The organism is Antarctobacter sp., from assembly GCF_048262615.1.
Classification (GTDB): Bacteria; Pseudomonadota; Alphaproteobacteria; order Rhodobacterales; family Rhodobacteraceae; genus Antarctobacter.
In genome coordinates this window covers 95,107-116,125 of the sequence record NZ_JBLXFB010000013.1, presented here as the reverse complement: position 1 = coordinate 116,125, position 21,019 = coordinate 95,107, and the positions used below count along the sequence as shown (strand labels likewise).

Annotated in this window: 16 protein-coding genes; 12 read left to right on the top strand and 4 right to left on the bottom strand. The window is 64.2% G+C overall.

Features of this window, described 5'->3' with window-relative positions; all coding sequences use genetic code 11:
• Positions 1 to 9: 9 nt before the first annotated feature.
• The 6 genes from ACN0S5_RS15185 (at position 10) to ACN0S5_RS15160 (ending at position 7,730) form a co-directional block, all read left to right on the top strand.
• Entirely contained in the window at positions 10 to 1,398 is a 1,389-nt protein-coding gene (locus tag ACN0S5_RS15185) for a hypothetical protein (RefSeq protein WP_417209562.1), read from the top strand.
• A 19-nt stretch (positions 1,399 to 1,417) separates the two neighbouring features.
• A complete protein-coding gene (locus ACN0S5_RS15180) occupies positions 1,418 to 3,055 on the top strand; it encodes a GMC family oxidoreductase (protein ID WP_417209561.1) in 1,638 nt (545 codons plus the stop codon).
• A gap of 30 nt (positions 3,056 to 3,085) precedes the next feature.
• Complete coding sequence (locus ACN0S5_RS15175) at positions 3,086 to 4,579, top strand: aldehyde dehydrogenase family protein (RefSeq protein ID WP_417209560.1); 1,494 nt, start codon at positions 3,086 to 3,088, stop codon at positions 4,577 to 4,579.
• Positions 4,580 to 4,707: 128 nt separating this feature from the next.
• Entirely contained in the window at positions 4,708 to 5,775 is a 1,068-nt protein-coding gene (gene dctP / locus ACN0S5_RS15170; protein WP_417209558.1) for a TRAP transporter substrate-binding protein DctP, read from the top strand.
• Positions 5,776 to 5,914: 139 nt separating this feature from the next.
• On the top strand, positions 5,915 to 6,433 hold the full coding sequence (locus tag ACN0S5_RS15165) for a TRAP transporter small permease (protein WP_417209556.1): 519 nt from the start codon (positions 5,915 to 5,917) through the stop codon (positions 6,431 to 6,433).
• A gap of 1 nt (position 6,434) precedes the next feature.
• Positions 6,435 to 7,730, top strand: a complete 1,296-nt coding sequence (locus tag ACN0S5_RS15160; protein ID WP_417209555.1) for a TRAP transporter large permease — start codon at positions 6,435 to 6,437, stop codon at positions 7,728 to 7,730.
• A 342-nt stretch (positions 7,731 to 8,072) separates the two neighbouring features.
• Here the strand turns inward: ACN0S5_RS15160 and ACN0S5_RS15155 are convergent, their stop codons facing one another.
• The 4 genes from ACN0S5_RS15155 to ACN0S5_RS15140 are packed head-to-tail and all read right to left on the bottom strand — an operon-like array spanning position 8,073 to position 12,992.
• Entirely contained in the window at positions 8,073 to 8,630 is a 558-nt protein-coding gene (locus tag ACN0S5_RS15155) for a hypothetical protein (RefSeq protein ID WP_417209554.1), read from the bottom strand.
• Position 8,631: 1 nt separating this feature from the next.
• Complete coding sequence (locus ACN0S5_RS15150) at positions 8,632 to 11,487, bottom strand: 2Fe-2S iron-sulfur cluster-binding protein (protein ID WP_417209553.1); 2,856 nt, start codon at positions 11,485 to 11,487, stop codon at positions 8,632 to 8,634.
• Positions 11,480 to 11,740, bottom strand: a complete 261-nt coding sequence (locus ACN0S5_RS15145) for a sarcosine oxidase subunit delta (RefSeq protein ID WP_417209552.1) — start codon at positions 11,738 to 11,740, stop codon at positions 11,480 to 11,482. The genes ACN0S5_RS15150 and ACN0S5_RS15145 overlap by 8 nt, the downstream gene beginning before the upstream one ends.
• Positions 11,741 to 11,750: 10 nt before the next feature.
• On the bottom strand, positions 11,751 to 12,992 hold the full coding sequence (locus tag ACN0S5_RS15140; protein ID WP_417209551.1) for an FAD-dependent oxidoreductase: 1,242 nt from the start codon (positions 12,990 to 12,992) through the stop codon (positions 11,751 to 11,753).
• 121 nt (positions 12,993 to 13,113) lie between these two features.
• Between ACN0S5_RS15140 and ACN0S5_RS15135 the strand changes: the two genes are divergently transcribed.
• The 6 genes from ACN0S5_RS15135 to ACN0S5_RS15110 all read left to right on the top strand — a co-directional run bounded on the left by ACN0S5_RS15135 (position 13,114) and on the right by ACN0S5_RS15110 (position 20,938).
• The gene (locus ACN0S5_RS15135) at positions 13,114 to 13,974 is read left to right on the top strand and encodes a LysR family transcriptional regulator (protein WP_417209550.1); all 861 of its coding nucleotides are present in this window, start codon (positions 13,114 to 13,116) and stop codon (positions 13,972 to 13,974) included.
• A gap of 273 nt (positions 13,975 to 14,247) precedes the next feature.
• The gene (locus ACN0S5_RS15130; RefSeq protein ID WP_417209549.1) at positions 14,248 to 16,302 is read left to right on the top strand and encodes a hydantoinase/oxoprolinase family protein; all 2,055 of its coding nucleotides are present in this window, start codon (positions 14,248 to 14,250) and stop codon (positions 16,300 to 16,302) included.
• Positions 16,295 to 17,989: a hydantoinase B/oxoprolinase family protein gene (locus tag ACN0S5_RS15125; RefSeq protein ID WP_417209547.1), complete on the top strand. Its 1,695-nt coding sequence runs from the start codon at positions 16,295 to 16,297 to the stop codon at positions 17,987 to 17,989. Before ACN0S5_RS15130 ends, ACN0S5_RS15125 begins: the two co-directional genes overlap by 8 nt.
• Positions 17,990 to 18,022: 33 nt before the next feature.
• Complete coding sequence (locus ACN0S5_RS15120; protein ID WP_417209546.1) at positions 18,023 to 19,018, top strand: TRAP transporter substrate-binding protein; 996 nt, start codon at positions 18,023 to 18,025, stop codon at positions 19,016 to 19,018.
• Between the two features lie 149 nt (positions 19,019 to 19,167).
• Positions 19,168 to 19,620 carry a TRAP transporter small permease subunit gene (locus ACN0S5_RS15115; RefSeq protein WP_417209545.1) on the top strand — a complete coding sequence of 151 codons (453 nt, stop codon included), beginning with the start codon at positions 19,168 to 19,170 and terminating at the stop codon, positions 19,618 to 19,620.
• A 4-nt stretch (positions 19,621 to 19,624) separates the two neighbouring features.
• Entirely contained in the window at positions 19,625 to 20,938 is a 1,314-nt protein-coding gene (locus tag ACN0S5_RS15110) for a TRAP transporter large permease (protein WP_417209543.1), read from the top strand.
• Positions 20,939 to 21,019 lie beyond the last annotated feature (81 nt).

The window sequence follows — 21,019 nt, the reverse complement described above, 5'->3', positions numbered from 1 at the left end:
GGCGCGGGCATGAGCACAGGAGCGGCCACGATCCCGGCGGCACATTGGCGGCAGCGGGTTGTCAACGCGCTGATGGTGACAATTGTCGTGGCGGCGGTTCTGGACATTCTGCGGCCCGGCACAATGCCGCCCTGGGGTTTTGTCGCGCCGATCCTCGCCGCCCTAATCCTGAACGCCCGCAACCTGAAACCGGGCGGCGCATTGACCTTGTTGGCGGTTGCCCTTGTGTTGGCGGCGGACGTGATCTGGTTCCGACACGACCTGTCCGAGGTCGGGCGACGTGCGGGCCTGCTTTACGCGCTCTTTGTCTCTCTGAAGGCGATGGGCCAGATCGCGTCGCTGAAGCCGGAGATCCGTGCCGTGGCGGATGTGGTGACACGCCAGCCGCCGCGCCGCAGCTATCTGGCGCTTACGCTGGGCACGCATCTTCTGGGTCTCGTGCTGAATTTTGGGTCGGTTGTCCTGGTCGCCTCCATGCTGGCGCCGCGTTTGAAGGTGATCGAAGCGCCGGCGCGCCAGCGAAGCATGATCGTCGCGGTGTTCCGCGGGTTTGCCGCGACCCCGCTCTGGTCGCCGCTTTCCATCGCGCCCGTCATCATTCTGGGCGGTGTCGCGTCCGTCAGTTATTACACCTACATGCCGGTCGGGCTGGCGCTGGCGCTTGGCTTTTTGTGGTTGGGCTATGTGCTCGACGGATCTCGCGGCGCCGGACAAGGCGTGCCGGCCAAGGCGCTGAGCGCGGCAGAGCTGCGCGCGCTCTATCTCTTCCTGCTGAATGTCGTTCTGCTGGTCGGGCTTCCGTTGGCGTTGAACGGACTGCTTTCGATGCGCATGATCGATGCGGTTCTGCTGAGCGTCCTGACGATCACCATGCTTTGGCTGCTTTTGCTTCCGGGGGCTGAATTCATCGCGTGGCTGCGTGATATCAACCGGGGCGATCTGCCGGGCAACGCGGTGGAGAACGAACTGGCGATTCTGGTGGGGGCGGCGGTCCTTGGTGCCCTCGTAGCTTTGCAACTCAGCAACACGCGGGCCTTCGGTGTCGGCGAATTGGGGAGAAGCACCGTGATCGTGCTGAGCTTTTGCCTGCCGCTGCTGATTTTCGCACCGGCCATGATCGCGATCAATCCGATTGTCACGGGCACCTTTCTGGCCGAGGTTCTGTCGGCTGTCTGGCCCGAAACGGCGGCGATCTGGCTTGTTGCGGGGCTTCTTGCGGGCTGGACCATCGCGACCTCGGGGACGCCTTTTACTGCCAATCTCCTGCTCGGCAGCCGGATCGTGGGACAGCGGACCGTGCGGGTGGCCTTGCATTGGAATGCGGCCCAATCGTTGATCGCCCTCGCAGCCGGAGGTGGGATCTGCGCCCTTGGATCGGCTTGGGCGACGGCAGGGTAGGGCGCAAAAGGGAAAAAACATGGACGATACCAATTTCGACTACGTGGTGATCGGTGCCGGGTCCGCCGGGTGCGTGGTGGCAAACCGGCTGTCTGCCGACCCCACCCAGCGCGTGGCGCTGATCGAGGCCGGAGACAATGACCGGGGCGGGCTGATCGCGCTCAAGACGCGGCTACCCTTTGGCAACATCTTTCTGCTGCCGGACCGGCGCTACAACTGGTCCTACAAATATGATCCGTCCCCAGAGGTGTCGGGGCGTGAGATCGGGTGCCCGAGGGGGCGGCTGATGGGGGGATGCTCTGCGCTGAACGGGGCGGTGTACACGCGCGGCCACCGCAGCGATTTCGACGACTGGGAGGCAGCGGGCCTCGACGGTTGGGGCTATGGCGAGGTCTTGGCGGCCTACAAGGCACACGAGAACTGGCATGGCGGCGACAGCCAGTTTCACGGGACCGCAGGACTGCTCGACGTGGCCGAGCCGCGCTCGCCCAACCCGCTTTCGGTTGCCTTTCTTGCGGCGGCCAAACAGGCCGGATACGCGGCAAATGCGGATTTCAACGGGGCCGAGCAGGACGGGTTCGGCTATTTTCACGTCAACCAGCGCGGCGGTGCGCGTCTCAGCGCGGCGCGCGCCTTTTTGCATCCGGTCGAATCGCGCCCCAATCTGGAGCGGTTGACCGGCACCGCGGTGCGCCGGATTGTGGTGGAGGACGGGCGTGCAACCGGTGTCGAGGTGGCGCGCGGCGGCGAATTCCTGCGGTTGAACGTGCGGCAAGAAATCGTGTTGTCCGCCGGCACGATCAATTCCCCGCAGATCCTGATGTTGTCGGGGATCGGCGCGGCGTCGGAGGTGTCCGCGCAGGGGATCGACGTGGTTGCCGATCTTCCGGGCGTGGGAAGCAACCTACAGGATCACCCTTCGATCGGGGTGACGGCGACGGACCCGTCGCGGTGCTCCATGGCGCTGAATGCGCGCGCTTTGCCCCGACTGGCGGGTGCGGGCGTGCGGTATGTCCTGTCCCGCTCGGGGCCGTTTTCATCAAACGCCGCCGAAGCCGGGGGGTTCTTGCGCACCGATCCGTCGCTGTCGCGGCCAGACATCCAGATGACCTTTGTGGTCGGGATGAAGGGACGCGCCGATGTGATCCCCTCGCAGCATGGATTCGTCCTGCACGCCAATGTCTGCCGTCCGCAAAGTCGGGGGCGCATCTATCTGAAGTCGCCGGATTTCCGTGCCGCGCCGGGGCTGGAGCACGGGTTTTTCCGTGACGGTCGGGATGTCGACGTTCTGGCAGAGGGGCTGCGGCGCAGCCGGATGATCCTGTCCCAGCCCGCCTTTGCCCGTTTCCTCGGCAAGGAACTGGTGCCGGGACCAGAGTATTCCGGTGCCGAGGGGCTGCGCGACGCGGTGCGCGATTTCGCCAATACGGTCTATCACCCTGTCGGCACCTGCAAGATGGGGACCACGGATGACCCCGGCGCGGTTGTCGACAACCGGCTGCGCCTGCGCGGCATCGCCGGGCTGCGGGTCGCCGATGCCTCGGTCATTCCCAGCAATCTGGCCGGCAATACCAGCGCTCCCGCGATTATGATCGGAGAGCGCGCGGCGACTTTCATTCAAGAGGACCGGCGGGCGCGCACCACGGCGTCCGCCTGACTGCCCGATGCGGGCGAGAGAAGGTGTGAGATGAACAAACAGACAAAATTCGGGGTGGCTCCGGCTGTGGCGCTTGCGGGCCGTCCGCATCAATTGCTGATCGGTGGCGACTGGTGCGACAGCCAGAGCGGCGAGACGTTCGAGACCCTGAACCCGACAACCGGCAAGGTGCTGGCCACAATGGCCAAGGCAGGCCCGGCGGACGTGGATCTGGCCGTGGACGCCGCGCGCCGGGCGCTGGACGGGGAGTGGGCTCGCTGGACGCCGCTTGATCGGCAGGCGGCGCTGTTGCGTCTGGCTGATCTGGTCGACAGGCACTTCGACGAAATCTGCACGATAGATACGCTCGACATGGGGGGGCCGATCTCGCGGACCTCGCTGATGCGGCGGAGGGCGGTGGGGTTGCTTCGGTACTACGCCGGTCAAACGGTGATGATTCACGGCGACACGATCGTCAATTCCTCGCCCGTCGCGCCGTTTGCCTACACGGTCAAGGAACCGGTCGGCGTGGTCGCGGCAATCAATCCGTGGAACGGACCGTTCGGCATGTCGGTCTGGAAGATCGCCCCGGCGCTTGCGGCGGGGTGCACGGTGATCCTGAAACCCGCAGAGCAGGCGCCGATCTCTCCTACCTTTTTCGCAAAACTGTGCATGGAGGCGGGCTTTCCCGCCGGAACGGTCAATGTGCTGAACGGTTTTGGCGATGTCGGGGCGGCGCTGTCGGCGCATCCCGGCGTCGACAAGGTCGCCTTTACCGGGTCCACGGAGGTCGGGCAGCGGATCATCCGCGCATCGGCGGGCAATGCCAAGCGGGTGTCGCTGGAACTGGGCGGGAAATCCCCGAACATCATTTTCGCCGATGCCAATCTGGACAAGGCCATCCCGGCGGCGGCAATGGCCGTGTTTCAGAATTCCGGGCAGATCTGTTCGGCGGGAACGCGGCTGTTCATCGAGGACAGCATCCACGATGACGTCATCGAGGGCATGGCGGAGTTCAGCAGAGGCCTGACACTGGGCGATCCGCTTGACCCGGCGACCGATCTTGGGCCGTTGGTGACCCGTGAACAGATGGTTCGGGTGCAGGGCTATATCGACCTGGGCCAGGCAGAGGGGGCGAACACCGCCTTCAGCGGGGCCTTGCCTGCCGACCCGGCATTGGCCGCAGGCAACTTTGTGGCGCCGACGCTGTTTTCTGCCGTGCACGACGACATGAAAATTTACCGCGAGGAGATTTTCGGCCCCGTCATCTCAGCGATGAGCTTTCGGACCGAGGATGAGGTGCTGTCGCGCGCCAACGACACTGTCTACGGGTTGGGGGCCGGGGTCTGGACCCGCGATGTGCAGCGCGCGCACCGGATGAGCCGCGGTGTCCGGTCGGGTACGGTCTGGGTCAATTGTTATCAGGCGATGGACCCCGCCGTCCCCTTTGGCGGATATGGGATGAGCGGTTATGGGCGCGAATCCGGGCCCGATCACATCGAAGAATTCCTTAATATCAAGGCGGTATGGCTGGCCGAGGCGTAAAAAGGTCTGATGGTCAAAAGCGTGACTTTTAATTGGTCATACCATTTGACAGGCATGCGTCACAGGTCTAGGATTGGATATGCCGAGAGGTCCGGGGAGGCCTTGCGGTGGAGACATGGGAGGACAATATGAATTACGTCAAATCAGGAGCCGTGAGCGCCATCTGTGGGGCCGCGCTTGCCGCGACGCTGGGTGCTGTCCCGTCGGGCGGCGTGTCTGCCCAGCAGGCCAGCGTTGATGGGCCCAAGGTCGAATGGCTTGTCTCGCTCTGGGGCCAGCGCCGTGGTCTGACCGAAGGGATCGAAAAGCTGGCGGAAGAGCTGTCCGAGACGACCGGCGGCAAGTTCACGCTGAACCTGCAATATGGCGGCGTGCTTTCGGAACCGGCCGAGAACATCGACGGTCTGCAATTCGGTGCCTTTGAGGCGGCCATGCTCTGCCCCGGTTATCACCCCGAAAAGACGCCGACGCTGTCGGCGGTTGAATTGGCCATGCTTCCGATCACCTCGTTGCAGCAGCGCGCCAACGTGATGAACACCTATTACAAGCATCCTGCCGTCGCCGCCGATCTGGCGCGGTGGAATACCCATATCTTGATGACCGTCGTTTTGCCGGGCTACGAGATCATGGGCAGCGGCGAGGTGCCCAAGAGCCTGTCCGATTTCGACGGTCGCAGGGTCAGCGCCTCGACGGGTGTGGGGGACCTGATGCGGGGGATCGGTGCCTCGGTCGCGCATACACCGGCCCCGGAGATGTATCAGGCGCTGGAACGCGGCGTGATCGACAGTGTCGTGTTTCCCTGGACCTATGCATTTGCGTCCTACCGGCTGGACGAGGTGTCGACCTGGATGACCGACGGCTGGCAATTGGGGGCGGGTCACTGCCTGCTGGCAGCCAACATGGACGCCTACAACGCCCTGCCGCCGCAATACAAGGACCTCATCGACGCGTCGATCCAGCCCTCCTACGACTGGCAATTCGGCCTCTACAGGGCTGCCGATGAAAAGAACATCGCGCAATTCCAAGAGGAAGGGCTTGTCTGGGTCGAACTGTCCGCCGAGGACCGGACCGCCCTGCAAGACGCTGCTGCGCCGAGCTGGCAGGCATGGGTCGATGGGATGGAAGAGAAGGGGTATCCGGGTCAGGAACTTCTTGACTACGTTCTCGAAGTTGCCGCGAGTTCGTCCGGTAGCTGAAATAGGGCCCGGACGGATCGCGTTCGGCCAAGACGGGGCGTGGTGGCCAACCATTGCGCCCCAACCACGAGACGAGGGAAACGGGATGGGTCACGCAATCGTCGTTGTTCATCGGATTTTGCGCCCCTGCGAAAATACGATGGCGCTGGTCAGTGGGATCTTGCTGCTTCTGATGATGTGTATTGGCTGTGCCGAAGTGCTGATGCGGTCGGCATTCAACGCGCCGATCCGCGGGGTTGTCGACATCGTCTCGCAGTTCATGGTTTTTATCGCGGCTCTGGGGATTTCGTATTGCCAGAGAGAGTTGGGCAACGTCCGGATGACAGCCATCGCAGGAAAATTCCGCGGCGCGCTGAAGTGGTCAATGGAGGCGTTGACACTGTCCATCTGCGGGGCTGCCGCGATGGGCCTGCTGCTGGGCAGCTACGCCAATCTGGGCCGAGCCTGGCGGCTGGGCGGCGGCACGGCGGAACTGCACCTGCCAACCTGGATATCGATATCCGCCGTGACACTGGCCCTTGGCGTGCTCTGCATTCGACTTGCAATCCAGATCGTCGAGGCTCTCAGGCTGGCTATGGCCGGATCGGCGCAATCGGAAATCTTCGGTATTGACGCCGACCTGAGCCACGACACTCACACCGACACGAAGGAAGCATGAGATGGATCCGGTAACGGTCGGACTATTCGGCATTGCGCTGCTGATATTTCTGGTGGTTTTCGGCGTGCCGGTGGCATTTGCCGCGGCGTTCACCGGAATCCTCGGCATCTATTACCTGCGGGGCTGGAACACCGCGATCGGCCTTTCCGGGTTGATCCCCTACGCCAATTCGGCCTCCTATTCGCTGAGCGTGCTTCCGCTGTTCATCGCCATCGGATTTCTGGCGATGCAGGCAGGCATAACGACACAGGCCTATGCCGCCGCCCGCACATGGGTCGGCAGAGCGCCGGGCGGGCTCGCGACCGCGACGATCCTTGCCAGTGCCGGGTTCGCCGCCGTGTCCGGCGCCAGCACGGCAAGCACCGCGGTGTTTACCCGGATTGCAATGCCCGAGATGGAAAAGCTGGGCTACAATCAGGCTCTGGCCGCCGGGGTCATCGCTGTCGGAGGCACGCTGGCGGCGCTGATCCCGCCCAGTGCGATGCTGGTTCTGTATGGCATCATCGTCGAGGAATCGATCGGCAAGTTGCTGATCGCGGGCTTTGTGCCGGGCGCGCTGTCACTGGTCGTCTACATGCTGGTGATCACCGTCGTGGTAAAGCTGAAACCGGACTGGGCGCCGTCTCTTGAGCGCACGACCATCATAGAGAAATTGCGGACGCTGCCCAAGGTTTCTGGTATTTTCTGTGTCGTGGGCGTCATCCTGGGCGGCGTCTATTTCGGCCTGATGACACCGACGGAGTCCGCCGCGATCGCCACGGCGATTATCATGGCGATGGCCCTGTGGAAGCGCATCCGGATGAACGACATGCGCAAAGGACTGATGGAAACCATCCGCACCACGGCAATGATCTTCATGGTCATTTGGGGGGTGATGATCTTTATCCGTTTCCTGGCGTTCACCGGACTTCCCAATCAGATCACCGATATGGTCGTGGGGCTGGACGTGCCACGTTTTTATATTCTGATGGCGGTCATCGTGATGTATCTGCTTTTGGGTATGATCCTGGACGGACTGGGCATGATGATGCTGACGCTTCCGGTGATCTACCCGACCATGATGGGTTTGGGCTATGACCCGATCTGGTTCGGCATTCTGATCGTCAAGCTGGTCGAGATCGGCGTGGTCACTCCGCCGGTTGGCATAAACTGCTATGTGGTCAACGGACTGCGCCCGGATATCAAGCTGGAGACGGTGTTTCTTGGGGTTGCGCCGTTTCTGGTTGGCGAGGTTTTCCTGCTGGCACTGATCATCGGCCTGCCTGATTTGTTCCTGTTCTTGCCCAACCATCTGTAGACGACGGGCCTGTCCAGAGTTGGGCCGACAGTCGGAGGCCTCAGGCTCTGGACGCATGGCCGGAACCGGACAAAAACTGCGCGGTTGCAGGCGAACAGACGGCCATAGGACGGCGGCCACAGCCTGCGGCAGCCGGGCGCCATGTCCTGAGGGCACGCGACGCGGGTTTCTTTCCTGAGACGTCTGTCATGGCGGCGCGCTTTGCGGTCAGGCGGCCACCAGTCGTGCGCCCGACGATGCGCCCGCGCCCCGCCTTTTTCAGCCACAGGCATGCAGCGGTGCGGCGGGTCTTGAAAAGGGGGCGTCTGGACACCGTGCCAAAGCGGCCCCTGCAAGCTCGGGTTACAGAGACAGACAGCCCTCGATGAAAGAGTGCGAAGAGGCGATATCAAGTAGGATGTCGGCGGCGAAGGCGTGCCCTGTCTGCCGCGCCAAGACCACCGCATCCACCCCGCAGAGCGTAGTCTGAAGAACGGTTTTTCCGGTCAGGGCTGTGGCCTCCAAGGGCGTCGACGTCATGGCGGAAAACAGGTCCATCGCGCCTGCGCCCGCGATCCGGAACCAGCCCCAGGTCTCACCCCGGTAGGCCGAGTAGGTCCGGGGTGGCAGCGCCCCGAAATCACGCGGGAAAACGCCCGTTTCATCGGCGAGGATCAGCAATTCGTAGCGGCCCAGTCGCGCCAGACGGAGACCGTCGGCCTCCGAAACGCCGTTGATCGCTTCCGGAAATGGCAAGCGGTTCTGACTGCACCACTGAGGGGTGCCGCTGCCCCTTAGCCCGAGACGCGCTTGGTCCGACAGATCGGCGATCACGGTGTCCGGCGCAAAGCGCGACGCGGCGGCGACAAGAAGATCCTTGCGACCTTGCAGGGGATAACGTCTGTGTGCGGAATAGGTCATGTCAGATATCCTGGCGCGCGTTGGTCGGGTCATAGAAGGCATCCGGCGTCAATTCGGCGGCGCGTGTCGTGCCATTGCGGGTCCGGATCGTGATGGCTTTGCCTGCGGCGGCGTCGGCGGCATCGGCGTAGGCCAGCCCGATCAGCCGACCAAGGGTTGGCGACCGCAACACCGAGGTAACATGACCGACCGCTTTGTCGTCTTTCATGACAAGGCAGGACTCGCCAACTTCGTCCGCTAGATCCAGCGGCAGCGAGAACCGGCACAAGCGGCGCCGGAGCCCGGTGTCGCGGCGCAGATCGACGGCGGGTTTGCCAAGGAAATACGGCTTTTTCTTCGACAGCGCCCAGCCCATGTCCAATTCGTCGGGCGTGCTGAGAGCATCGGTGTCCTGACCGATGATGATGTGACCCTTCTCCAGCCGCAGAACCCGCGAAGCCTCTAGCCCGTAGGGCGCCACACCCTGGTTGCGCAGCGCGGCCCAGAGCGCGGCGGCATAGGTGAACGGCGTGTGCAGTTCGAAGCTGAGTTCGCCGGTAAAGCCAATGCGCATGACACGGACCGGACAGCCGGCGACGGTGCCGGTCCGGCCTTCGAGAAAGCCGAAACTCTCCCTGTCAAAGGCAATGTCGCTGTTCAGCCTTTGCAACACGTCGCGCGCGCGTGGACCGGTCAGATTGATCCCTGCAAACGCGGCCGTGACGTTCTGGATGTCGACATCCATCCGCCATTGCGTGCGCCACCACGACATGTCGGAAAAGACACGGGCGACGGCACCGGTTGTCGCGGTGACGTAGAAATCATCCTCGGCTATCCGAAAGGCGACACCGTCATCCACGACCGAGCCCATCTCGTTCAGCATCAGGCAATAGCGCACGCGCCCCACCGGCTGCTTCGCATGGGCCATGGTATAGATCCGGTCGAGAAAGGCGCCCGCGTCCGGCCCCCGTACCGCGATCTTGCCCAGCGTCGAGACGTCGAGCATCGCGACCTCCTCGCGCACCGAGCGGACTTCCCGTGCGATGATCTCTGTCGCCGGACCGTCGCCGTACCAGAGGGGCCGCCACCAGGCACCGACCGGCGTCATTCTGGCGTGTTCGGCGCGGTGTTCGGGGTCAAGCGCCGTCAACCGGTAGGCGCTGTGATGCGAACCGGCCAACAGACCCAGCTTTTCCGGGCCAAAGGGCGGGCGCGCCGTTGTCACGCCGATCTGGCCGACCGTGCGCCCGGTTTCACCGGCGACGATGCGTGCGGTCGGCAGGGCGGAATGTCGGCCCTGCGAGGGGCCCATGCCGACGGTGGAATACCGCTTGACCAGTTCAAGCTCGCGATAGCCGTCGGCGACCGCGTTCACGATGTCCTTGACCTGAAGATCCTCGTCGAAATCGACAAAGTCGCGACCGGCCTTGTCGGCACTCGGGACCGGGTAGGTCCGGTGCAGGGCAGCGCGGTCATCGACCAATGCCTCGGGCAGCGAGACCGTCAGCCCAAGGGACTGCGCCGCGCGGGCCCCGGCGATTTCGCCGCTGCGGCGCACGGCGTCGCCTCCGAACAGCCCGGCGACGCTGCCCGCGAGGAACATGGTGTCCGGGGTTCCGGTGATCGCAAAGCTCTGTCGCGAGTCGTCGAAACCAAGCCGCGCGCCCGCATGGAGCGGCAACTGGTAGCCCGGCGTCGCCCCCGCATCCAGCGCGGCAAGGTCGCAGCGGACCGACTCCGAGCCGGTTGGCGTTTCGATCCGAAGGGCAGCCAGATGGCGGTTGCCCTTGGTGCCTGTGGCGGCGGTGATCCTGGCGCAGCGGATCACCCGGATGCCCCTCTGCGTCAGGTCCGAGGGGTCAAGATCCGGGTTCTCCGCAGGGAGCAGCACGGCGGCGATGGTGACTTTGGCCTCGTGCAGATCCAGTGCGGTGTCGATCCCGTGCGGCGTTCCGGCAAAGACAACCGCTGTTGTGCCGGGCTTGACCCCGTAGTGCCGCATAAGACGTTGCGCGGCGGCGGCGGTCACGATGCCGGGGAGGTCGTTGTTGTGAAAGACGAGGGGTTGTTCCTGCGTGCCGCTGGCGACGATGACCCGGCCCGCCCGAACCCGGTAGAGCGTGTCGCCCTGAACAATGGGCAGGAAATTGTCCGCGTACCATCCGTTGCAGGTGGCCCCGGTCAGGGTCGTGATGTTGGCGTGGTCCAGCGCCGCCCGCGCAGCGGTCAACGCCGCCTCCATCCCGCGTGCATAGGTCAGCGCGCCGCCGGTGTCGGGTTCGGCGTCCACGATCACGACCCGTGCCCCGGCCTCGGCCGCGGTTCTTGCGGCGGCAATCCCCGCCGGTCCCGCGCCGACCACCAGAACATCGCACCGCAGGTTGCGCTTGCGATAGGTGCCATGGCCTGCGCCTGTGTCGACGCTCCCCAGACCGGCGGATTTGCGGATTATCGGCTCCCAGAGCTTCAGCCAGCTTTTCCCGGTCGGCCCGAAGAAGGTGCGGTAGTAAAAGCCCACGGGCAGGAACCGCCCCAGCCGGTCGAGGATCTGGCCCCGGTCGCGCTCGGCCCCGTGCGAACTGTTCTGGACCCGCACCGACTGGCCGTCTGCCAGAGCCCTGCGGTCGGCGCGCACGTTGGGTTCGGACCCGATCTGCACCAATGTATTGGCGTCCTGGCCACACAGGGTCAGCGGCCCGCGCGGACGGTGATACTTGAACGAGCGCGACAGAATCCAGTGACCCTGGGCCAGCAGCGCCGAGGCGACGGTATCCCCTTGCAGGCCGGTCCGGTCGATGCCGTCAAACTGGAACCGCAGGGGGGCGGAGCGGTTGATCCGCGTGCCCCAGGGGGCGTCTAGTCGCTTGTGATCAGACATGCAAAAGGTCCTCTTCTCCGGGCAACCATGTCCGCAGAACGGCGTCGGTGGCGGTGTGGCGTTCGGCCAGAAAGACGGTGTTCGACGGGCGATGCCGCCACCACTCCACCATCGGGCCAATCGGGTTTTCGACGTAGAAGACGTGGCAAACCACGGCCGAGGCGTCTTGGGCAGATGTCGCGCGCCGGGGGCCAAGGTACTGGAACTCATCAATGTCGCGCAGCCCGTTCACCGGGCAGGTCAGCTGTTTCATGGCAAGCTCCTCAGTGGCTGGCGGCGGTGGCGCCCATTTCGTTGAGCAGGGCAAACCGGTCGAACCGGGTCAGCGCGAAAGGGGCGAGAATGTCCGATGTCTTGCCGGTGGCCACGCATTGAGCAAGGTACTTGCCCGCGACAGGCGTCGCCTTGAATCCCCAGGTGCCCCAGCCGGTATCGAGCCAGTAGTTCGACAGCGGCGAGGTGCCCATGATCGGGCTGTAGTCCGGTGTCATGTCGGTGATCCCCGCCCATTGCCGCAGCAGCTTGACGTTGTGCAGGAACGGAAAGAGCTGCAACGCCCCATGCGCAAGGTGCTCTTTCTGGTCGAACGTCGACCGGGTGGAAGCCAGTTGATAAGGGTCCGACCCGCCGCCGACGACGATCTCGCCCCGCGACGACTGCACAAGGTAGGTGTGCAGGTTGGCGGAAGACACCAGCGTGTCGAGAAAGGGTTTCAGCGGCTGGGTGACCATCGCCTGAAGGGGAAAGCACCGGATCGGCAGCCGAATCCCGGCCAATTCGGCGACTTGCCCGTTCAGGCCGCCTGCCGCCTGGATCACCTGACCGGCGCGGATCGTGCCGCGGTCGGTTTCGATCTCGGTCACCTTGTCGTTCGCGGTCCTGATCCCGGTTACGGTTGTGCGCTGGTGGATCTCGACGCCCTTCTCGGCGGCGCGCTTGGCATAGCCCCAGGCGACGGCATCGTGCCGGGCGGTGCCGCCATCCGCGTGCCAGAGCCCGCCGAGGATCTCGTGCTGGCCGCCTTCGTCCATGTTCACCAGCGGGCAGAGTGCGCGCACCGACTGCGCGTCGACAACCTCGATCCGCGCCCCGGCCAACTTGCCCATCTCGGCCCGCAGGTGAAAGCTGCGCAGGGTGGCGTCGGAATGGGCAAGCGTCAGTTGTCCGCGCTGCGAGAACATGACGTTGAAGCCAAGATCCTGCGACATGGTCTCGAAGAGTTCCACGCCTTCCTTGTAGAACCGGATCGACTCGGCGGTGAGGTAGTTTGAACGCACCGTCGTGGTGTTCCGCGCGGTGTTGCCACCGGCCAGATAGCCTTTTTCCAACACGGCGACGGACCGGATGCCATGGTGATTGGACAGGTAGTAGGCGGCGGCCAGCCCGTGCCCGCCGCCGCCGATGATGACGACATCGTAGCTGGGTTTCAGGTCCGGCGTCGCGGGGATGTCGCGAAACGGCTCGTGGCGATTGCGCAGGCCGTATCTCAGGAGGGCGAACGGCATGTGAAGCTCCTTGCTCTTTGGTCAGCAAAAAGCCCGCGAACCGACCGGATCGCAAGAAAGCGATCTTGCCACTCAGGCCTCGATTTCGTTATGTTTTGAAAACGAAATCGAGGTCTTGGCCATGCGTGATCTTCCCCATCTCGTCTACTTGCAGGCCTTCGAGGCCGCCGCCCGGCACCAAAGCTTTACCCGCGCGGCGGCAGAGCTGAACTGCACACAGGCGGCGATTTCACAGCGCATTCGCGGGCTCGAACAGTATTTCGGCCGCCCGCTTTTCCATCGCAAGGCCAACGGGCTGGAGCTGAGCTCGGCGGGAAAGGCATACCTTCCCGGCATCACGCAGGCGCTGGACGTGATGGCGGCGGCGACGCGCGGATTGTCGGGCCGCCGCGAGGCGCGCACCCTGACCGTGTCGGCACCAATCTCTTTTCTCAACCTGTGTCTGGTTCCGCAGCTTGCGGAGTTCATGGAGGCAGCGCCGGATGTCGCTCTGCAACTGAACAGCGCGATCTGGACCGATCCGAACGTCGACCTTGCGGATGTCAGCATCCTGTTCGTGGATCGGCAGCAGGCACCGCTTGGGGCCATCGAATTGTGCCCGGCGCCGGTGACGCTCGTTTCTCCGTCCGCAGGTCGGGCAGGTCAGGCCCGCGCCATCGAGGTTCAGGGCCGGACGCCGCTTTGGACCCTTTGGGCGGACCGGTCCGGCGCGGTATTTGAGGCCGACCTGCCGGCCTGTCGTGTCGATACCGCGGAAACCGCGCTGCATCTGGTCCGCGAGGGATTCGGGCACACGGTGATCTACGCGCTTTATGCGCGGGCCTTTCTTGCGCCGGATGATCCCGACGGGCTGCGGCAGGGCGGCTTGGTCGCGACCGGGCAAAGCCTGATGATGGTGCCGAACGGGACCCGCAAGCCGGGTTCGGCGGCGCGGGACTTCATGGACTGGCTAGCGCGCAGGATGACCGGTTCCGGCACCTGACACGCGTTCCGCGCTCCGGCCCCTCGTGCCTATGCGCTGCGCGCAGGCGTTTGCGCGCCGGAGAATCGTTGCGGACAGCCATGCAGGCGGTGCCGGACGGCAGGCCGGAACGGGCGGGTCGCTCCGGGGGCGCAAAAATGCCCGGCGACCCTCTTCGAGTGACTGTTTTCCACGCATTTTCAGATCGCTGATCGCGGCTTGTCAAAAAGGCCTTGCTTTTCGGCATCCAATCTGGATGCTGAAATGAAACCCATGAACAGAAAGTTTCGGCGCATGTTCGATCAACAAGAAAAAGCTGGCTGGATCGTCGGCGTGGACGTCGGGGGAACCTTCACGGATTTCGCCGCCCGCAACGTGACCACAGGCGAATTCGCAGTACACAAGCGGCCTTCGACGCCCCACGACCCGTCCGAGGCCATTCTGCTGGGCCTTGGCGAGTTGCAGGCCAAGATCGGCATCACCGGCGAGGATCTCGGGCGGTTCGCCCACGGCACGACGGTTGCGACGAATGCGCTCTTGCAACGCAAGGGGGCCAAGGTCGGTGTCGTGACCACCAAGGGATTTCGCGACCTTCTGGAGATCGGCCGCCAGGTGCGCCCGCTGATCTACGATTTGCAGGTGGATGCCCCGCCGCCGTTGTCCGACCGCCGGTCACGGCTGGAAATCGAAGAGCGGATCGGTGAGGGCGGAACGGTCGTCACGCCGTTGACGGACGAGGCCATCAATGCCTTCGTCGAGGAACTGGCCAGCGTGCCGGACGTCCAAAGCCTTGCCGTTTGCCTGCTGTTTTCCTTTGCCAACCCAGAGCACGAGCAGCGCATCGCCACCGCAGTCAAGGCCGCGCGCCCGGATCTTTTCGTCTCGGTCTCGTCAGAGGTGCAACCGGAGTTCCGCGAATACGAACGTTTCAGCACGGCGCTGATCAACGCCTTCCTCCAGCCCGAGGTCAGCCGCTACATGGACCGTCTGCAAGGCGCGGTGGGCCAGATGGCGCCAAATGCCCGGTTCGGTATCTTTCAGTCGTCCGGCGGACTGATGTCGGTCGAGAAGGCGGCGCAATTCCCGGTGCGGACCGCGCTCTCCGGACCGGCGGCCGGGGCGGTTGGTGCAACCGCGGCCGGGGCGGCCTCGGGATTTGGCAACCTCCTGACGCTGGACATCGGCGGCACCTCCACCGATGTCTGCATGATCCGCGGCGGCAAGACCGAGATCGCGCATGTGCGCGAGATCGCGGGCTTTCGCATCCGTCTGCCGATGGTCGACATTCACACTGTCGGCGCCGGGGGCGGCTCGATCGCGCATGTCGGTCCCGACGGGCTGATGCGGGTGGGGCCGGAAAGCGCCGGGGCCGTGCCGGGGCCGGCCTGTTACTGCAAGGGCGGCATAGAGCCCACCGTGACGGACGCCAACGTATTTCTCGGGCGTCTGCCGCTGTCGCTCGCCGGGGGCGGTCTGACGATCGACCCGGACAAGGCAGAGGCGGTCATCAACGAGATCGCCGCAAAGCTGGATGTGACGCCGGTGCGCGCGGCCCTTGGGATCGTCGGCATTGCGACCTCGAACATGGTGCGGGCGATCCGTGCCGTATCGACCGAAAAGGGACATGACCCGCGCGATTTCGCACTGATGCCCTTTGGCGGGGCAGGGGGGCTGCACGCGGCCGACGTGGCGATGGCGCTCAAGATCAACCGGATTCTTGTTCCGCGCGCGCCGGGGATTCTGTGCGCGGACGGTCTGCTCGAGGCCGATTTGCAGGAAAACTTCGTTGCGTCGACACGTGTCCGGCTGGATGGCGACCTGTCACCGTTGGCCGAGATAGCGGCGCGGATGACCAATGAGGCGGAGGACTGGCTTGTCGCCGAGGCCGAGGGGGCCGAGGACGGTCGTACCGTGCTGTCGTTCGACATGCGCTATGTCGGGCAGAACTACGAATTGCCGGTCGAACTGACCAGCGCCGAGATGTGCCCGGACCGGCTGCGCAACGGTTTTCTCGCCGAACACATGCGGGCCTATGGCCACGCCGACCCGGACGCGCCCATCGAAATCGTCAATCTGCGGGTAAAGGCGGCTGCGCGACTTGTGCAGGGCGCGGCAGAACTTGGCGGGGCCTCGGACCTTGGCGCGCCGATTTCGTACGCGCGGGTGTGGTTCGACGAAATCGCCCCGGTCGATACGCCGATCCTCGACCGCGAGACCTTGCCGGTTGGCACGGTTTTGCAGGGACCGGCGATCATCACCCAGCTGGATTCAACGACGCTTGTTCCGCCCGGCGCCACGGTGACCGTGGATGCCGCCCTCAACCTCTTGATGGAGATCGGCCATGTTTGAAGACGCCAAGCCCGATGCCGCGACGGATCCGATCGCACTGGAAATCACCTGGAACGGGCTGAAGTCGGTGGCGGACGAATGCTTTCTGACCATCATGCGCAGCGCCTTTTCCACCAACATCAAGGAGCGCCACGACCATTCGACCGCCATCGCCGACGCGAAAGGCCGGCTGGTGGTGCAGGCGGAAAACGCCTTGCCGATCCATCTGGCCTCGATGGCGGGCCTGATGACCTACATCCTTGAGGCCTACGGCGACACGCTTGCGCCCGGCGACGTCTTTATCGGCAACGACCCGCATGTGGCCGGGGGCACCCATTTGCCGGACATCAACCTTGCCGCGCCGATCTTTGACGGCACCCGCCTGATCGGCTTTGTCGCCAATATCGTGCACCACGCGGACGTGGGGGGGGCCGCCATCGGGTCGATGTCGGGCGGGCTTGACGAGATCTACAAGGAAGGGCTGCGCATCCCCATTGTTCGGCTCTACCGCAAAGGCGAACTGGTCGAGGACATCCAGCGGCTGCTGTTGCTGAACATGCGCCTGCCCGAGGAACGCCTCGGGGATCTCAACGCGCAGATCGCCGCCGCGAACCTCGGCCGCCGCCGTGTCGAGGAGATCATGGACACCATCGGGGCCGACACCCTGACCCGCACCTTTGACGAAATCATCGAGCGTACGCGTCTCCGGATGCAGGCCGCAATCGCCACCCTTCCGGACGGCGACTATAGCTTTGCCGACCTGATGGACGATGACGGCGCCGGGACCGAGGACATCCGCATCGCGCTGACCATCCACAAAAAAGGTCAGGCCATCGGCTTTGACTTTACCGGGACCGATCCGCAGATGCTGGGCAATTTCAATTGCACCTTCAACGCCACACAGTCGGCGGTCTGTTTCGCGCTCAAGGCGCTTCTGGACCCGGATGTGCCGAACAACCACGGTATCTTTGACGCGATCGAGATCAACGCGCCCGAAGGGACGCTGGTCAACTGCGTCTTCCCGGCGGCTGTGGCGATGCGCGCCAATACCTGCCAGAGGATCGTCGACGTGGTGATCGGCGCGCTGGCCGAGGCGCTGCCCGACCGGGTGATCGGGGCGGCCAACGGCGCGAATACCTCGGCGGTCTTCGCCGGGACCGATCCGCGGACGGGGCGACAGTACGTCTACCTCGAAACGCTGGGCGGCGGCATGGGCGCGCGCGCCACCCATGACGGCAAGGACGGGGTGCAGGTCAATATCACCAACACCTCGAACCTTCCGGTCGAAGCGATCGAGCAGGAATACCCGCTGCGCGTCGAGGGCTATGCCCTCGTCGAGGACAGCGGTGGCGCCGGACGGCATCGCGGCGGCATGGGCATCCGGCGCATCCTGCGCCCGGTTGGCCATATCTGCGAGTTCAACGGCGTCGGAGAGCGGTTCCGCCACCAGCCCTGGGGCATGTTCGGCGGTTTGCCCGGCGCGGCGGGGTCTTTCGTCATTGAAAGCGATGACGGCAGCCGCTGCGATCTGGCGCCCAAGGCCTCGGGCATTCGCCTTTCGCCCTCGGACCGGGTGGTGATCGATACCCCCGGTGCCGGCGGCTATGGCGCGCCAGAGGATCGCTCGGAGCGCGAAAAAGCCGAAGACCTGAACTCGGGCAAGTTCACGCCCGGCTATATGGCCCGTTTCTACACAGATCCGACCTAACTTTCTCAACCCAAGCAAAAAGGGAGTGGAACCTTGAACACCTCCATCAGATTTGTGGGTGCCGCGATGATCGCTGGCAGCCTGTCGGCCACGACAACCTTCGCACAAGAGGTGCGCTGGGACATGGCCAACGAATATGGCGAAACCTCGATCCATGGTCAGGCACAGAAGATCTTTGCCGACACGGCGGCCGAATTGTCCGGCGGTGACATCCTCATCACCAATCACTTCGGCGCTTCGCTGGGCTACACCTCGGCACAGCATTTCGATGCCGTCGCCGATGGCGCCCTGCCGATCGCGAACACCAACGTCGGCAGCGTCGCCGGGATCGAACCGCTTTTCCTGCTGTCGTCGCTGCCGTTTCTCGTCGGCGATTTCGACGAGGCGCGGACCCTCTGGGAGGTGGCGCGCCCCTACTACGAGGACGTTTTTGCCGAGTACGATCAGGTCCTGCTCTACGCCTCGCCCTGGCCCCCCGCCGGGATCTGGGCCGAACAGCCCGTTGCCTCGGGCACCGATCTGCAAAGCCTCAAGATCCGCGCATGGGACGCGAGCGGTACAAACACGCTGAAGGCGGCCGGGGCCGCCGCGATCCAACTGCCCTGGGCCGATGTGGTGCCGCAGCTTGCCTCTGGCGGCATCGAAGCGGTCCTGACCTCGGCGGAGGGCGGAGTCAGCGCCAAGTTCTGGGAACACCTCGACAGCTTTTCGGCGCTCAACTACGCAATGTCCCTGAACATGACACATGTGAACAAGGCCGAATGGGACCGCCTGACCGATGCGCAGCGTGACGCGCTGCTGAAGGCCGCCGAGGCCGCCAGCGACTATGCCTGGTCGGCTCTCGAAAAACGCGTGGGCGAAAACTATGCCGAAATGCGCGCGAACGGCATGACCGTGCGCGAAGAACTCGACCCCGAGTTCCTCAAGGCCCTCAACGTGGCCGGTGCGGGTGTCTACGAGGACTGGCTGTCCAAGGTCGGCGCGACCGGTCAGGAAATCCTCGACAAATACGCGGCGGCCCGAGACTGATCCCCGGATCTGACCGCCAAAACTGCCGGGGTGCGCTGCATCCCGGCCGACCCTCACCTGCCATCCAGCAAATGAGACCGACAATGCCCGCTCTGACGCTCTTCACACGTGTGAACCGATACTCCGGAAGGGCCGCAATGGGGCTCGCGATGGCCCTTTTGGTATACATGGTCCTGCACGTATCGCTTGAGATCGTGATGCGGGCCTTTTTCGCCACGTCGACCTATTCGATGGATGAATACGTGGGCTATGCGGTGGGCGCCATGACCTTTATGGCGCTCGCCGACACCTTTCGCGAACGCAAGCACATTCGGGTCGGCCTGATTCTGGCGCGCCTGCGCGGACGGGCGGCGGCGACGGTCGAGGTGATCTGCATCCTGTTGACCTTTGGGATCACGGTGTTTCTGGCGCGCTTCATCTGGCGCATGCTGGCCCGCGATTTTCATCGCGGATCCGTCAGCCCGACGGTCAACGAAACGCCGCTCTGGATGATAGACGCGGTGATCTTCGCGGGTCTGGTTCTGTTCATGATCCAGTTGATCGCAAGCCTGCTGGACGTGCTGCGGAACGGCCAGCCTCTTGAAACCGCACAGGGAGATTGAGACCATGGAAAGCCTGTTTGTCGCCCTCGTCGTCCTGCTGCTCATCATGACCTTTCTCGGACTTGGGGTCTGGGTCTTTGCGGCTCTGCTGCTGGTCAGCACCACCGGGCTGGTCCTGCTGATCGACATGGACCTGTTCCGCATCGGCACCATCATGGGACCGCTGGTGATCCGCAGCGCCACCGGCTGGGAACTGTCCGCCATCCCGATGTTCGTCTGGATGGGTGAGATCATGCTGCGCACCGATATCTCGGACCGGCTGTTTCGCGGCCTCGCGCCGCTGACCTACTATCTGCCCGGCCGACTCCTGCACACCAATATCCTTGGCTCCGCGCTGTTTGCCGCTGTCAGCGGGTCAAGCGCGGCGACGACGGCGACGGTGGGCAAGATCACCATCGCCGAACTGGGACGGCGCAAGTATTCGCACGCCCTGTCGCTTGGCACGCTTGCCGGGGCGGGCAGCCTTGGCCTGCTGATCCCGCCCTCGGTCGTCATGATCGTCTACGGCGTGCTGGCCGAAGTCTCGATCTCGCGGCTGTTCGCGGCGGGTGTCCTGCCCGGCCTGATGCTGGCGGGGATCTACTCGACCTACGTCATGGTCATGAGCCTGCTGCGCAGCGACGTGGCCCCCGCGGAAGGCGATGCGCCGGGCCCGCGCGACTTCCTGATGGGTCTGTGGGATCTGCTGCCCATCGGGGTGCTGATCTTCATCGTTCTGGGGGCGATCTACAGCGGCATTGCCACGCCGTCGGAGGCGGCGGCGGTGGGCGTGGTCTTTACGATCCTGATCTCGGCGCTGACCGGCCAACTGACCCGCGAGGCGTTTTTCTCCAGTCTGCGGGCGGCGGTGCATACCAGCTGCATGATCGCGGTTATCCTGATTGCCGCGGCCTTCCTGTCGACGGCGATGGGGTTTCTGCATGTGCCGCAGGATGTGGCCAAGGCCATTGCGGCAATGAACCTTTCGCCCGGCGCGTTGATCTTTGTGCTGGCGATCTTCTATGTGCTTCTCGGCATGTTCCTTGAGGGGGTGTCGATCACGGTGATGAGCCTGCCCATCACCCTGCCGCTGATCCTCGCCGCGAACTTCGATCCGATCTGGTTCGGGATTTTTCTGGTGATCATGGTGGAAATGGCGCAGATCACGCCGCCCATCGGATTCAACCTCTTCATCCTGCAAAGCCTCACCGGGACGGCGGTGACGCGCGTTGCGCTTGCGGCTGCGCCGTTCTTTCTGATGATGTGCCTTGCGGTCGTGATGCTGACGCTGTTTCCCGAAATCGCCCTTTGGCTGCCGAACAAGCTGTTCGGCGCATGACGCCGGGCGCGCGCGGGCCGGAGTGACCCTGCGCCAGACGGCCCGGCCCGTCTTGCGCTTTCGGGATGCATGCGAAATCAT

What these genes read in the sequence shown, in the direction of transcription:
- ACN0S5_RS15185 (WP_417209562.1), top strand. Translation starts at nt 10, where the DNA reads ATGAGCACAGGAGCGGCCACGATCCCGGCGGCACATTGGCGGCAGCGG.
- ACN0S5_RS15180 (WP_417209561.1), top strand. Translation starts at nt 1,418, where the DNA reads ATGGACGATACCAATTTCGACTACGTGGTGATCGGTGCCGGGTCCGCC.
- ACN0S5_RS15175 (WP_417209560.1), top strand. Translation starts at nt 3,086, where the DNA reads ATGAACAAACAGACAAAATTCGGGGTGGCTCCGGCTGTGGCGCTTGCG.
- dctP (WP_417209558.1), top strand. Translation starts at nt 4,708, where the DNA reads ATGAATTACGTCAAATCAGGAGCCGTGAGCGCCATCTGTGGGGCCGCG.
- ACN0S5_RS15165 (WP_417209556.1), top strand. Translation starts at nt 5,915, where the DNA reads ATGGCGCTGGTCAGTGGGATCTTGCTGCTTCTGATGATGTGTATTGGC.
- ACN0S5_RS15160 (WP_417209555.1), top strand. Translation starts at nt 6,435, where the DNA reads ATGGATCCGGTAACGGTCGGACTATTCGGCATTGCGCTGCTGATATTT.
- ACN0S5_RS15155 (WP_417209554.1), bottom strand. Translation starts at nt 8,630, where the DNA reads ATGACCTATTCCGCACACAGACGTTATCCCCTGCAAGGTCGCAAGGAT.
- ACN0S5_RS15150 (WP_417209553.1), bottom strand. Translation starts at nt 11,487, where the DNA reads ATGTCTGATCACAAGCGACTAGACGCCCCCTGGGGCACGCGGATCAAC.
- ACN0S5_RS15145 (WP_417209552.1), bottom strand. Translation starts at nt 11,740, where the DNA reads ATGAAACAGCTGACCTGCCCGGTGAACGGGCTGCGCGACATTGATGAG.
- ACN0S5_RS15140 (WP_417209551.1), bottom strand. Translation starts at nt 12,992, where the DNA reads ATGCCGTTCGCCCTCCTGAGATACGGCCTGCGCAATCGCCACGAGCCG.
- ACN0S5_RS15135 (WP_417209550.1), top strand. Translation starts at nt 13,114, where the DNA reads ATGCGTGATCTTCCCCATCTCGTCTACTTGCAGGCCTTCGAGGCCGCC.
- ACN0S5_RS15130 (WP_417209549.1), top strand. Translation starts at nt 14,248, where the DNA reads ATGTTCGATCAACAAGAAAAAGCTGGCTGGATCGTCGGCGTGGACGTC.
- ACN0S5_RS15125 (WP_417209547.1), top strand. Translation starts at nt 16,295, where the DNA reads ATGTTTGAAGACGCCAAGCCCGATGCCGCGACGGATCCGATCGCACTG.
- ACN0S5_RS15115 (WP_417209545.1), top strand. Translation starts at nt 19,168, where the DNA reads ATGGCCCTTTTGGTATACATGGTCCTGCACGTATCGCTTGAGATCGTG.
- ACN0S5_RS15110 (WP_417209543.1), top strand. Translation starts at nt 19,625, where the DNA reads ATGGAAAGCCTGTTTGTCGCCCTCGTCGTCCTGCTGCTCATCATGACC.